This is a genomic window from Herbidospora sp. RD11066, from assembly GCF_054661255.1.
In genome coordinates this window covers 333,108-346,340 of the sequence record NZ_BAAGDO010000008.1, presented here as the reverse complement: position 1 = coordinate 346,340, position 13,233 = coordinate 333,108, and the positions used below count along the sequence as shown (strand labels likewise).

General features: G+C 69.8%; 10 protein-coding genes. 6 read left to right on the top strand and 4 right to left on the bottom strand.

Annotation, left to right across the window (positions count from 1 at the left end; translation table 11 throughout):
• The first annotated feature begins 195 nt into the window (after positions 1–195).
• The 3 genes from ACYQ78_RS28930 (at position 196) to ACYQ78_RS28920 (ending at position 6,272) form a co-directional block, all read left to right on the top strand.
• Positions 196–2,937 carry an ATP-binding protein gene (locus tag ACYQ78_RS28930; protein WP_459804100.1) on the top strand — a complete coding sequence of 914 codons (2,742 nt, stop codon included), beginning with the start codon at positions 196–198 and terminating at the stop codon, positions 2,935–2,937.
• 70 nt (positions 2,938–3,007) lie between these two features.
• Positions 3,008–4,105 carry an alpha/beta hydrolase gene (locus ACYQ78_RS28925; protein ID WP_459804099.1) on the top strand — a complete coding sequence of 366 codons (1,098 nt, stop codon included), beginning with the start codon at positions 3,008–3,010 and terminating at the stop codon, positions 4,103–4,105.
• Positions 4,092–6,272 (top strand): FAD-dependent oxidoreductase, encoded by a 2,181-nt coding sequence (locus ACYQ78_RS28920; protein ID WP_459804098.1) that lies wholly within the window; start codon positions 4,092–4,094, stop codon positions 6,270–6,272. The genes ACYQ78_RS28925 and ACYQ78_RS28920 overlap by 14 nt, the downstream gene beginning before the upstream one ends.
• Before the next feature lie 22 nt (positions 6,273–6,294).
• Here ACYQ78_RS28920 and ligD read toward each other — a convergent pair whose 3' ends face one another.
• Together ligD and ACYQ78_RS28910 are read right to left on the bottom strand one after the other, a co-directional pair.
• Positions 6,295–7,491, bottom strand: a complete 1,197-nt coding sequence (ligD, locus tag ACYQ78_RS28915; protein ID WP_459804097.1) for a non-homologous end-joining DNA ligase — start codon at positions 7,489–7,491, stop codon at positions 6,295–6,297.
• Positions 7,492–7,495: 4 nt separating this feature from the next.
• Positions 7,496–8,359: a ribokinase gene (locus tag ACYQ78_RS28910; protein ID WP_459804096.1), complete on the bottom strand. Its 864-nt coding sequence runs from the start codon at positions 8,357–8,359 to the stop codon at positions 7,496–7,498.
• A gap of 79 nt (positions 8,360–8,438) precedes the next feature.
• On the opposite strand from ACYQ78_RS28910, the gene ACYQ78_RS28905 reads away from it, so the two are divergent.
• The gene (locus ACYQ78_RS28905; RefSeq protein WP_459804095.1) at positions 8,439–9,308 is read left to right on the top strand and encodes a sirohydrochlorin chelatase; all 870 of its coding nucleotides are present in this window, start codon (positions 8,439–8,441) and stop codon (positions 9,306–9,308) included.
• 42 nt (positions 9,309–9,350) lie between these two features.
• The gene (locus tag ACYQ78_RS28900; RefSeq protein WP_459804094.1) at positions 9,351–9,758 is read left to right on the top strand and encodes a hypothetical protein; all 408 of its coding nucleotides are present in this window, start codon (positions 9,351–9,353) and stop codon (positions 9,756–9,758) included.
• On the opposite strand, the gene ACYQ78_RS28895 is transcribed toward ACYQ78_RS28900, so the two are convergent.
• Positions 9,755–10,117, bottom strand: a complete 363-nt coding sequence (locus ACYQ78_RS28895; RefSeq protein ID WP_459804093.1) for a DUF2203 family protein — start codon at positions 10,115–10,117, stop codon at positions 9,755–9,757. The two genes, ACYQ78_RS28900 and ACYQ78_RS28895, sit on opposite strands and share 4 nt — an antisense overlap.
• 1 nt (position 10,118) lies before the next feature.
• Complete coding sequence (locus ACYQ78_RS28890; protein ID WP_459804092.1) at positions 10,119–10,907, bottom strand: phosphotransferase; 789 nt, start codon at positions 10,905–10,907, stop codon at positions 10,119–10,121.
• A 107-nt stretch (positions 10,908–11,014) separates the two neighbouring features.
• On the opposite strand from ACYQ78_RS28890, the gene ACYQ78_RS28885 reads away from it, so the two are divergent.
• Positions 11,015–13,114 carry a M6 family metalloprotease domain-containing protein gene (locus tag ACYQ78_RS28885; protein WP_459804091.1) on the top strand — a complete coding sequence of 700 codons (2,100 nt, stop codon included), beginning with the start codon at positions 11,015–11,017 and terminating at the stop codon, positions 13,112–13,114.
• Positions 13,115–13,233: the final 119 nt, after the last annotated feature.

Below are 13,233 nucleotides of genomic sequence, written 5' to 3'. Positions count from 1 at the left end.
CTGTGTACGAGGACTCACCGGCATTGCCTAAACGCGACAACCTGACGTCCGGATGCAAGAACCGCACCTCAGACCGTCACGATTTGCATGACTATGCGTCGAAAGTACCGGTGATGCGGGTTATTGCCGGGCATCGTTTTCGTCGTAGCTGTAAAGTCGCTGTGAGATAGCAGGCAAGTGATCATGGTGCCGCCGATGAATGATCATTCTGCCCCCCTGGTCGGCCGGCGGGACGTGCTGAATGATCTTCGGGGGTCGCTGGACGCGATCGTGAGCGGGGAGTTCCGGCTGCTCGCGCTCGTCGGCGAGCCCGGAGCCGGGAAGACCCGGCTGCTGGCCGAGCTCGAGAAACTCGCCGACGCCCAAGGATGCCTCACGCTGTGGGGCAGGGCCGCCGAGTTCGAGCAGATCATGCCGTTCTCCGCGCTGGTCGACGCCCTCGACGGCCACCTCGAGTCGGTCGAGAACGACGACCCGCTGCTCGCCTCGGTCTTCCCCGCGCTCGGCGCCACGGCCGAGCCCTCCGACGACGTCTCGGCGCTGGCCCGCTACCGCCTCTACCGCTCGGTCGCGCAGCTGCTGACGAAGATCGCCCGTCCGGCGGGGCTGGTGCTCGTGCTCGACGACGTCCACTGGGCCGACGAGGCCACGATCGAGTTCCTCGACCACGTCAGCCGCCACTCCCCCCGCGCGCGGCTCATGGTCGTGGTCGCCTACCGGCCGAAGCAGGCGCCGCCCCGGCTCGCGCTCGGCGGGTCGCGGGTCCAGATCGGCCCGCTCTCGGAGGAGGAGGCCGGCGAACTGCTCGGCCCCGGCGTCAGCAGGAGCCGCAAGAAGGCCCTGTACGACGCCAGTGAGGGCTACCCCTTCTACTTACAGGCCCTGGCGAGGGTCGAGGCGGGCGACCTGCCCGGTTCGAAGAACGACGCGCTCACCCTGGAGCTGCGCGACCTGTCCGGCGACGCGTTGAAGGTCGCCCAGGGCGCGGCGGTGGCCGCCGACGAGTTCGAGGCCGAACTGGCCGCCGTGGCCGCCAAGGTCCCGCTCGCCACCGCGCTCGACGCGCTCGACGAACTCGCCGACCGCGACCTGGTGCGCCCCGGCGCGGGCGGCCGGTTCCGGTTCCGCCATCCCCTGGTCCGCCAGGCCGTGTACGAATCGGCCAAACCCGGCTGGCGCCTGTCGGCCCACCAGCGGATCGCGGAAAGACTGGCCGCCGTCGACGCCCCCGCCCCGCTGCGCGCCCACCACGTGGAACGCTCTGCCTCCTTCGGCGACCTCGAATCGGCCGACGTTCTGGTCAGGGCCGCCCGCCAGGTCTCCACCACCGCCCCGGCCACCTCGGCCCACTGGCTCCAGGTCGCCCTCGGGCTGCTGCCCGACTCCACCGACCGGCTCGACCTGCTGCTGGAGCTGGCCCGCAACCAGACCGTCAGCGGGCGGCTCATCGAGGCCAGGGCCACCGCCTACGAGGTGCTGCGCCTGCTGCCGCGCGACGACTACGCCCGCCGGGGCATGGCCGCCCGCTTCTGCGCCCTCGTGGAACGGCTGCTCGACCGGCCGGGCGAGGGCCGGGCCGTGCTCGTCTCCGAACTGCGCGAGATCCCCGAGCCGCGCCTGCCCGCCGCGCTGCCGATGCGCCTGCGCCTGGTCGCCGAGAGCCTCATGCGCGGCGACCATCGCGCCGCCCAGGCGGTGCTCGACTTCATGCCCGACGACAGCGACGACCCCGGCCTGCGGCTGGCCATCGCGATGCTGCGCCCGATGACCGCCTACGCCGGGCACCGCGTCGAGGAGGCGCTGCGCCACATCGCCGCCGCGCAGGCGCTGGCGGAGTCGACCCCGGAGATCCACCAGCTCGCCTGGATGGACACCATCGCCTGGATGGGCTGGTCGGAGATCTGGCTCGGCCACCACCGCCCGGCGCTGGCCCGGTTCGAACGTGCCATCGCGGCGGTGAAGGCCACCGGCCAGACGTTCATCCTGACCAACATGCTCGCCGGGCTGGCCAATCTCCACGCCCTGTTCGGCAGCATCCCCGAGGGCCGGATCTTCGCCGAGGAGTCGGCCGAGATCGCCCGCCTGCTCAACTCGGGCTACGCCAGCGTCGTCGCGCTGGCCCAGCAGAGCCTGCTGGCCGGTGCGGCGGGCGACGACGAAGACGCCATCCGCCTCGGCCACACCGCCGTCACCTCGGGCTTCAGCACCACCGAGTGGCACGGCGCCCAGGCCCGCTACGCCTACGCCACCGCCCTCGCCCGCGCCGGACGGCTCGACGAGGAGGCCATCGCGGCGGTCGAGGAGGCCTACATCGGCGACCGGCTCGAAGAGTTCAGCATGCTGGCCTTCTGCGAGACGATGGCCGCCGCCCACATCGGCAGGAACGAGCCGAAGGAGGCCACCGCCTGGGCCGACCGGGCGGCCACGATGGTCCGGCCCGAGCTCGAGTTCACCGACGGCCTGGCCCGCCTCGCCCGCGCCCACGTGACCCTCGACGCCGAGGCCGAGGAGCTGGCCGTCACCGCCGCCGAGGTGCTGACCAAGGCCGGTCGCCGCCTCGACGCCGGGCGGGCGCTGCTGCGGGCGGGCACGGCCTGCATCGACGGCGGACGCAAGCGCGCCGCGCTGCCCCATCTGGAGGCGGCGTGCGACCTCTTCACCGCGGTCGGGGCGCGCGGCCTGGCCGCGACGACGGTGCGGGAGCAGCGCCGGGCCGGCAAGCGGGTGGCGGCGGCGCGGGCCGCCGGGGCCCACGGGCTGACCGGGCGCGAGCTTGAGATCGCCCGGCTGGTCGCGCAGGGGTGCGGCAACCAGGAGATCGCCGACCGCCTGCACATCTCCGTCCGGACCGTCGAAACCCATCTGACCAGGGCATTCGAGAAGCTCGGCGTGAACTCCCGGGGCAGCCTCACCGCCACGCTCGCCCAGCTCGGCTGAATGTACGAGTTTTCCACGATGTAGGGGTGTGCCCCGGCTTGGCATTGTGGTTCCCGAGAGGAGGCGGATCATGCGCATCGCCCGGTTCACCAACGACGGCGTCAGCGACGCCGAGATCACCATGTTCCCGTTCCCGACCGACGACGGTCTCGGTCTCGAACTCACCAGGTTCTTCCGGGCCGATTCCGACGACGTCGTGCTGCTGCTGCACGGTCTGCCCGCCTCCACCGACATGTTCATCATGCCGGAGCACACCAACCTGGTGACCTACCTGCTCAACAACGGGCTGACCGACGTCTGGTCACTCGACTTCCGGATGAGCTGCCGGCACCCGTACGACACCGAGAGCAACCGCTTCACCCTCGACGACATCGCGCTGTTCGACCACCCGGCCGGGCTGGCCGAGCTGCGCCGCCACATCGGGCCGCACAAGCGCGTCCACGTGATCGCGCAGTGCCTCGGGTCGGTGTCGTTCATGATGAGCCTGGCCGCCGGGCTGGTCGACGGCATCTCCAGCGTCACCTCCAACAGCGTGGCGCTGTCGGTGAACGTGCCGACCTGGTCGCGGGTCAAGCTGGAGTTCGGTCCCGGCCTGTTCGACTACATCGCCGGGGTGCCGTTCCTCGACCCCCGCTTCGGCAACGCGCCGGTCATGACGCGCGGCTGGATGATCTCCAAGATGGTGTCGCTGTTCCACCGCGAGTGCGACGAGCCCGCCTGCCACATGATCAGCTTCATGTGGGGCTCGGGCAACCCGGGCCTGTGGAGCCACGAGATGATCGCCGAGGAGACCCACAAGCGGGTGGCCGACCTGTTCGGCTCCAGCGGCGTCCACTACTACCGCCACATGCGGAAGATGGCCCGCGCGGGCCACGCGGTCAGGCACGACGACCGGTTCCGCGAACTGCCCGAGGACTACCTGAAGGCGGCGGCCGAGATCGACGTGCCGGTGCTGTTCCTCACCGGCGACCGCAACCACGTCTTCACCGACTCCAACATCGTCTGCCACGACGCCATGTCGAAGCAGAACCCGGGCCTGCACGAGCTGCGCATCCTCCCCGGCTACGGCCACGTCGACCCGATCATCGGCAAGAACGCCCACCGCGACGTCTTCCCGCACATCCTGGAGTTCATCGCCAAGCACGGGAGCGGCCGTGGAGCACGTTGACGCGGTCGTCGTCGGCTCCGGGTTCGGCGGCGCGGTCGCGGCCTACCGGCTGGCCGAGGCGGGCCTGTCGGTCGTCGTGCTCGAACGCGGCCGCCCCTACCCGCCCGGCAGCTTCCCGCGCAGCCCCGCCCAGATGGGCCGCGCGTTCTGGGACCCGGCCGAGGGCCTGCACGGGATGTACGACGTGTGGAGCTTCGGCGCCTGCGACTCGATCGTCTCCAGCGGTCTCGGCGGCGGCTCGCTCATCTACGCCAACGTGCTGCTGCGCAAGGACGAGAAGGCGTTCGTCCACGAGTCGCCGCTGCCCGGCGGCGGCTACGAGCACTGGCCCATCTGCCGCGCCGACCTCGACCCCCACTACGACGAGGTCGAGCGGATGCTCGGCGCGACGACCTACCCGGTCGACCGCCCGGCCTTCCGGAACACGCTGAAGACCCGGGTCATCCAGGACGCCGCGGCCGAACTGGGCCTCGACTTCTCCCTGCCGCCCCTGGCGGTCAGCTTCGCCCCCAAGCCGGGCGCCGAGCCGGGCCTCGGCCTGCCGATCGTCGAGCCTGGCTACGGCAGCCTGCACGACGCGCAGCGGCGGACCTGCCGCCTGTGCGGCGAGTGCAACATCGGCTGCAACGAGGGCGCCAAGAACAGCCTCGACCACAACTACCTGGCCGCCGCCCACCACCTGGGCGCCGACATCAGGACGTTGCACGAGGTGAAGTCGATCACGCCGCGCACGGGGGGCGGCTATGACATCGGCTACGTACAGCACGACCCGTTGACCGGCCCGCACACGATCAGCTGCGACGCGCTGGTCCTGGCGGCCGGAACCTACGGGACGGTGAAGCTGCTGCTGTCGAACCGGCACGCGCTGCCCGGCATGAGCCACATGCTGGGCACCCGGTTCTCCGGCAACGGCGATCTGATCGCGTTCCTGACGCGTTCCAAAGACCGGCCGGTCGCGGCATCGAAGGGGCCGGTCATCACGAGTGTGGTCAAGTTGCCGGGGTCGGCGTACATCCAGGAAGGCGGGTTCCCCTCCTTCGTCGACTGGATAGCGGAGGCCGCCGACGTCGGCGACGAGTTCAAGCGGGCGGTCAGGTTCGCGTTGGAGCGCGTACGGGGCCTGGTCACCCGCGACCACAACCTGTCGGCCGAGATGGCCCGCCTCATGGGGAGAGGCGAGCTCTCGGACCGGTCGCTGCCGATGCTGGCGATGGGCCGTGACGTGCCCGACGGCATACTGCGGCTCTCCGGCGACCGGCTGGTTCTCGACTGGACGGCCGAGACCAGCGACGCATATTTCGACCAGGTGCGCGGCGCGATCCGCCGGATAGGCGACGTGCTGGGCGCCGACTACTCCGACGCGCCGCTGAAGCGGGTGGTCACGGTCCACCCGCTCGGCGGCGCCCCGATGGGCCGCCACATCGGCGAGGGCGTCATCGACGCCGACGGCCAGGTCTTCGGCCACGAGGGCCTGTACGTCGCGGACGGCGCCGCCATGCCCGGCCCGGTGGGGGCCAACCCGGCCCTGACCATCGCGGCCATGGCCGACCGGCTGGCGACCAGACTGGCAGACCGAATGATCACGACGAAGAAGGCACGTCTGATGGGAATCCGCACGGTCACCTCGCTCTCCTTCACCGAGGAGATGCGCGGGTCGCTCGACGGCAGCGACCCGATCAGCTTCCGGATCACCATCACGGCCGACGATGTCGACCGCTTCCTCACCGAACCGGACCACACGGCCACGGTCGAGGGATGGATAGACGCCGTTGTCTGCGGGGGCCGGCGTCCCATCGAGCGGGGCTGGTTCAACCTCTTCGCACCCGGAGAGGCCACCGATCGCCGGGAGATGCGCTATCTGCTGCACTTCCACGACGGAGAGGGCCAGCCCCGCACACTGGCGGGCGTCAAGAACGTCGAGCACGGGCCGCCGACCCGGCTGTGGCTCGACACGTCGACCCTCCACACGCGGCTCCTCGAGGGCCACGTCCAGGAGGACGACCCGGCCAAGCCACTCGGCTCGGGCACCATGCACATCTCGCCGTCCGACCTGGCGAGGATGCTGACCACCTTCAAGACCACGGGGCCGAACGGCCTGGCCGCGCTGGCCAGGTTCGGGAGTTTCTTCCTCGGTGAGCTCTGGGACATCTACGGCCCCGGGCGCTGATCCGCGGTCCGGGGCGCGGGCGCTAAAGGGGACCGCGCCCCGGCCCGCCTCGGAACGACGCCCACGGGTCGAAGTCGACTTCGAGCGGCTCCTGCGGGGGCCGCTGCTCCTCCGGCACGTGCTGGAGATTGACCCTGATCCGGGTCCACGTGGACGAGCGGCCGCGCATGGAGTCGACGAGGACGTCGGCCGGCTGGAGCAGCGCGGCCGCTTCCGGATGCCTGGCCTTCCAGTTCTCCAGGGCCTGGAGCGCCGGCTCCTTCTTCTCCGACCGCGCGATCTCGATGACCGGGAACTTCCGCGGGTTCTTGGGGCGCGGTCCCTGCGCCTTCGCCAGCGCCAGGAGCGAGTCGAGCGAACCGGTGGCGCGGTCCATTTCGGCCCACGGGTCGCCGCGCTCCTCGAAGCGGGCCGTGACCGTGTCGATCGTGAACTCCGTCGGATCGCATGACGGCACTTCGTCCCAGGTCAGTGGGGTCGACACCCAGCCGGTCGGGCGGACGGAGTAGGCGCTGACCGTGGTGCGGTCGCGGGCGTTCTGGTTGAAGTCGACGAAGACGCCCTGGCGCTCCTCCTTCCACCAGTGGGAGGTGGCGATCTCCGGCGCCCGGCTCTCGACCTCGCGGGCCACCGCCTCGGCGGCCTTGCGCACCTGCGGGTAGGTCCAGCCGGGCTCGATCGGCGCGTAGACGTGGAACCCGCGCGAACCCGAGGTCTTCGGGAAGGGCGTCAGGCCGTGTTCGGTCAGCACGTCGCGGGCCTTCAGGGCGACCTCGATGATCTCCTCCCACGGCACGCCCGGGACCGGGTCGAGATCCACGCGGAGCTCGTCGGGGTGGTCGATGTCGGGGAAACGTACCGAATGCGGGTTGAGGTCGACGCAGCCCAGGTTGACGCACCAGGCGATGGTCGCCAGGTCGCGCCCGATCACCTCTTCGGCGCTGCGCCCGCTGGGATAGCGGAACTCGGCCACCTCGACCCATTCGGGCCGTTTCGAGGGCGCCCGCTTCTGGAAGAAGGGCTCCTCGTCGACGCCGTGCACGAACCGCTTCAGCACGGTCGGGCGGTCGGCGACCCCGCGAAGGGCTCCCCCGCCGACCGCGAGGTAGTAGCGGACCAGGTCGAGCTTGGTGTGGCCGGTGCGCGGGAAGACCACCCGATCGGGATTGGTGATCGTCACCTCGCGCCCGCCGGCCTCCACGATCTCCGCGCCGGGCATGGTCTCACCCTACTTCGGCATCGATCTCGGCCCGCGTCGGCATCGAGGTCGACGCGCCGGGCCGCCGCACCGACAGCGCGGCGGCCGCGGTGGCGAACTCCAGACACTCCCGGGGTGTACGGCCCTCCGTCCGCGCGACCACGAACGCCCCCGCGAAGGTGTCCCCCGCCGCGGTCGTGTCGATCGCCTCGACCGGCCGGCCCGGCACGCGGAGGCGTGAGCCGTCCCGTGAGCCGTAGATCGCCCCGTCGGCACCAATTGTGACCACAACCTCCAAAACCAGCTCCAGGAGGGCTTCCAGCGCCTCCTCGGGCGTTGTGAGACCGGTGATGGCGGCCGCTTCGTGCTCATTGGGCAGAAGAAGCCCCACGGCGTCCAGAAGCTCCGGCGGCAGCGGGACCGCCGGGGCGGGCGTCAGCACCACGAGGCCGGGGAAGCTCCGGGCCGCCGCGACGACGGCGGGCATGGGCAGTTCGAGCTGAAGCAGGAGCGCGTCACCCGACAGCCCGACCGCGTCCCGTTCGGTCACCGTGCCGTTGGCGCCCGGGACGACGATGATCGAGTTGGCGCCGCCGTCCTCGACGACGATGTGGGCGATTCCCGAGGGGCCGTCGGCGGTCCGGAGTCCGCCGGTGTCCACACCTGACCGGTCGAGCGCCTCGCGGAGTTCGCGGCCGAAGCCGTCGTCGCCCACCGCGCCGACGAATCGGACCTCACCCCCGGCACGTGCGGCGGCAATCGCCTGGTTGGCTCCCTTACCCCCGCAGATCGTGCGGAATTCCCGGCCTGATACCGTCTCTCCCAGCTCAGGGGCCTTTTTCACGTACGCAACAAGATCCATATTGGCGCTGCCGAAGACAGTGATCATGGGATCAATGGTCCTCTCTGTGAACGACTCGGCCCGTCGACTCCACGAAATCGCCCGCTTGGTCCTAGAATCCGCCGGTGTGAACGAAGGTCATGACGTTCCGGCGAAGCTCCCCACACGGGAGCGCTCGTCCCGCCCGGGTGGAGGCGGCCGCCATCGGCGCCCGCTGCCCGTCTCGCTGCCTCCCGACGCGCCCGTATTGGTGCTCGCGGTCCCGGGCGCGATCGACGACGTCGTGACCGAACTGGCGAGCACGATTCGCGTGGACAACCCGACACTGGACCTGCGCCTCATCTCGCTCAGCGACGGCGGCGCCGACGCGGCCAAGGAGTTCGCCGCCATCGGCAACGCCCGCACCGCCGAGGGCCACGCGGCCATCGTGGTGCCGCTGGTCACCGGTCCGCACCCCCGCGTGGTCCGCGCCGTGCGCGAGGCCGCCCGCGAGAGTGAGGCCAACGTCGTGGTCACCGACCCGCTCGGCCCCCACCCGCTGCTCGCCGAGGCCCTGCACGTGCGCCTCGCGGAGCGCGGCCTGGCCCGCGCCGACCGCATCCGCCTGTTCAACGTCACCTCTCCCGTCGACGGCATCATCGTCGCCACCGTGGGCGGCGACGAGTCGGCCCGGGGCGCCGACGCGACCGCGGTCCTCCTGGCCGCGCGGCTGGCCCTCCCGGTCGTTCCCGCGGCCTTCGACGGCCGCCCCACGGTCGCCGACGCCGCAGAGCGCCTGCGCAACATCGGCGCCTCCCGCATCGCCCTGGCCCCGTTCATCATCGGTCCGGAGGCCGACGCCGACCGGGTGAGCGCCCTCACCGAGAACTACAACTGCTCGGCCCCGCTGGGCGCCCACGAGGCCGTCGGCCGCCTGGTCACCCTGCGCTACGGCACCGTCTGGGGCAGCCTCGACCCCGACTACGACGAGGAATACACCGGCGACGACCCCCACTAGCCCACAAGCCGGTCACAAGTCGGCCGGGCTATCCATGACGGTGTGAAACTTCGCATCCTCACGGCCGTCGCGGCCGCCGCGCTGACCCTGACCGCCGCCACCCCCGCCCACGCCGCACCCGGCGTCTGGAAATGGGGCGGCATCCACTCGACCGACGGGTGGGCGACCGCCTGGGGCAGGATCACCGCCGGCCAGTCGGGCTACTTCGTCTCCGGCAACCTCGACGACTCGCGCGGCAAAGGCTGTTCGTGGGTCCTCATCAAGGCCATGAGCCCGGTCAACGGCAAGTGGAAGACGCACGGGATCTACAACTGCGTCGCCGGAACCGGGACCTTCAGGAAGAACGTCGGTGGAGCGCTCCAGATCCGCGCGCAGGTCTGCCGGGGCACGTCGAAGAAGCCCGTGAACAAGTGCTCCAAGTGGAAGACGATCTGGACGCAGGGAGGCTAGGGCAGGCGGCGGCGTCCGGGGAAGCCCAGCGTCGTCAGGTGATACCAGGCCAGCGACGACTCGCCCTCCAGCCAGCACAACCGGACCGACTCCCCTTCGAGCACCGAGGGGAAGTCGATGAGGAACGGCGCGATGCCCTTCACCTCGATGCCGGTCTCGGTGAACCAGCCGAACGACTCGGACAGCCGCGCCTCCAGCCCCTTCGCCTCGGCCACCCCGCCCAGCCGGGAGTGGCCGCCGGTGCGCAGGTCGTGGGTGAGCTCGGCCAGGTCGGCGCGCAGGTCGACGAGGACGGCGGCGCGGGCCAGCACCTCGGGCATCAGGGCGTCGGCCTCGTCGAGGTCGAAGGTTCGGTCCATCTCAGAGATCATCCAGGTTGTCGCGGAGGATCGTCCAGCCGAAAGAGTCGTCTTCACCGTCCCCGTGCGGCTTCGTGAACCTGGTCGCCTCGATCGCGACGTCGTTGAGCCGCCAGCGCAGCCGGTAGAGGTCGAGCAGCCACGGCAGCGCACCCTCGGTCTCATCGAGCAGCCACAGGTCGCGCTCGGGGTGGCTGATCAGCGCGGTGTCCCAGTCGATGAGCCGCCATCCGTCGGCGGTGCGCATCGTGTTCCCCGGATGGGGCTCGCCGTGCGTGAGCACCATCCGGTCACGCAGGTTCAGAGCGTCGTGGACGAGGTGGTCGTACCGGCCCCAGAGGCTTGCGATCTTGTCTTTGTGCTTCGCGAGCAGATCACCCGCACGGACTCCGAACGGCCCGGGCCCCGGGGCGAAGGCCAGTGTCGCGTCGCGGCCGGGTACTTGGAACGTGTCAAACCGGGCCTGACAGAACGGCGATCGGTGCACCTCACGGACCATGCGCAGGGTCTCCGCGCGATGCTCGGGCGAGCTGAACTCACCCCACGAGAAGGACTCTCCGGTGATGTACGGATAGAGCTGGAGCGTCCACCTCCCCACCGCCACCAGAGGCCCGATCGGAGCGACCCCGACCGAGGGGGGAACGGCACTCAGCGCCGACGCCAGCGCCTCATACGGCTTCTCGTCGGCCGTCAGGAACCACGCCTCGCCGATCTTCCAGTGGTGGCTGCCGAAGCCCAGAGGGACGTAGTCAAGGCCCGCCGGGTCCAGATTCCATGACTCCGCGATCACGGTACGGAGAAGATCGTCTGGTAGTTCCCTGGGAGGACTGAACATGACACCAGTCATAACAGAGTGACTGTTGATCCCCCAAACAAGCATGTATAACGTGACATTTTATGAAACGCCCTTTCAGGCTGCTGGTCGCGGCAGCACTGCTTGCACCCCTCGCCTTAACGAACGCCACCCAAGCGTTCGCCGCAGAACCCCTCCCCGACCCGGAGACCCCGTGGCGGTACAACCACTGGCCCCAGACGCAGCCCTGGCAGCAGGACGAGCCGGCCGCCATGATGCGGACGCTCGGGGGTCACTCGGACATGCCGAAGCCGATCGACCCGCAGAACTGGGAAAACCCCGACAACATGACGTGGTCGGACTACAAGAAGCCCCCGGGCACCAAGTGGAACGACCCCACTGTCAAGGGCAGCGACCGCACCTTCAAGGGCGCCCTGGTCCTGTTGGACTACCCGAACCAGCCGTTCGTGGTGACGCAGCCGCAGGGCTCGACGGTGTTCAAGAACCCGTCGGCGCAGGCCCACGACGTCCCGCGTGAGCAGGTCGCGAAGTTCTACCAGGACTTCCTGAACACCCCGAACGACCTGAACAAGGGCCACACCATCCACGAGTACTGGATGGAGGACTCGGGCGGCCGCATCGGCGTCGAGCTCACCGGCTTCGGCCCGTACCAGATGCCGGGCAAGGACCACGAGTACGCGATGGAGTATCAGCGCAACTCGTGCCCGGCCGGCGACACGTGCAACAAGAACCTGCGCAACGACGGCAACTCCGCGTGGCTGACCGCCGTGGGCCCGGAGGTCGTCGACGACTACGACTTCGTCTTCTACCTGAGCGCGGGCCAGGACGAGTCGGCCACCTGGCAGGAATTCGGGATGATGAAGTTCCCGACCAAGGAGGACGTGACCGACGAGTTCGGTCCCGACGACCCCGCCCTGCCCAACTGGTCGCCCACCCGCTACGTCGACTGGACCTCGTGGCAGGCCGGCTCCACCTTCTGGCCGAACGCCCGCTTCGGCGTCGACTCGGTCCAGGCCGAGAGCTCGGGCATGGGCGTGTACGCCCATGAGCTGTCGCACATCTTCGGCATCGCCGACAACTACAACAACCCCTACGGGGTTCCGGTACGCCGGGCGTACACCGGCATCTGGGAAATGCTCAGCCGGGGCAGCTTCAACGGTCCGGGCGGCCCGCACAGCCGCTGGCTGATCCCGCCGACCGGCGGCGGCTCGATGGGCGCCCAGCACATGCTGCGCAACAAGATCAAGCTGAACATGGTCGACGAGCAGAACGTGCTGCGCCTCAACCGTGACCAGCTCGACGAGTCGGGCCTCGTGGTCGCCGACGTGACCGCACGCGCGATCCAGGCGGGCGAGAAGGGCCTGTCGGGCGTCAACGTCGCCTTCCAGACCGGCGACAAGTCGCCCGCCTGCCAGTGGCAGACCGACCCGCTGTGCGACGGCGGCAACTACAACAACTACACCGTCGAGGTCGTCGACCGCGTCGGCGCCGACTCGTTCACGCCGGACTCGGGCGTCCTGCTGGCCAAGACCAAGGACCAGGACTCCGCCCCGTTCGAGTGGGTCGTCGACGCCAACCCGCAGGACATCGGCATGACCGACTACGTCCTCCCCGACGGGACGGCCGTTCCCATCACGATCGGCGACTACCGGCAGCTGTCGGACGCCCTGTTCAAGGCCGGCGCCGATTCCGGGTCTGAATACGAGTTCGAGGACACTGCCAACCGGCTGCACTTCTACGTGCTCGACCTTCGTCGCGCGAAGGACGGGACCCTTTCCTACAAGGTGGCCATCCGCTCCCTTGACGGGTCCGGGCCGCAGAAGCGTGGCGTTCGCGTTCTTCCTGCCGCTGGGATCACGCTGGGCGATGGGATGGCGACCTGCAAGTTCCCGCTGACCAACACGGGCAAGACCGCTACCTCTACTGCCGCGCATCCTGAGGATGTGTCGGCGTACACGAAGAGCGACGTGTACCGGCTGTCGACGACGGTGAACGGGAAGGGCTGGTCGGTCAACGTGCCGAACTTCCTGACGAGCGCCGAGTTCGGCAAGACGGTGACGGTGCCCGTGCACGCGATCAGGGCCAAGGGCGGCAGCCTGCTGGCCACGATCAAGCTGACGGCGACGTCGGAGAGCGACCCGACCAAGAAGGCCACGGCGACGTGCCTGGCCATCGGCCGGTAGTCGTCCACTGAAGAACCAGGGCGGCCCCTCTCCCCAGGGGCCGCCCTTTTTCGCGAGATTAAATGGAGCTCCAGGCGCGATTGGCGGCCAACTTCACCCCAGCCCCACGCGTCATTCCC

Excerpts from the sequence above, each read along its gene's own strand:
- ACYQ78_RS28885 (WP_459804091.1), top strand. The coding sequence starts at position 11,015 with ATGAAACGCCCTTTCAGGCTGCTGGTCGCGGCAGCACTGCTTGCACCC.
- ACYQ78_RS28910 (WP_459804096.1), bottom strand. The coding sequence starts at position 8,359 with ATGATCACTGTCTTCGGCAGCGCCAATATGGATCTTGTTGCGTACGTG.
- ligD (WP_459804097.1), bottom strand. The coding sequence starts at position 7,491 with ATGCCCGGCGCGGAGATCGTGGAGGCCGGCGGGCGCGAGGTGACGATC.
- ACYQ78_RS28895 (WP_459804093.1), bottom strand. The coding sequence starts at position 10,117 with ATGGACCGAACCTTCGACCTCGACGAGGCCGACGCCCTGATGCCCGAG.
- ACYQ78_RS28925 (WP_459804099.1), top strand. The coding sequence starts at position 3,008 with ATGCGCATCGCCCGGTTCACCAACGACGGCGTCAGCGACGCCGAGATC.
- ACYQ78_RS28930 (WP_459804100.1), top strand. The coding sequence starts at position 196 with ATGAATGATCATTCTGCCCCCCTGGTCGGCCGGCGGGACGTGCTGAAT.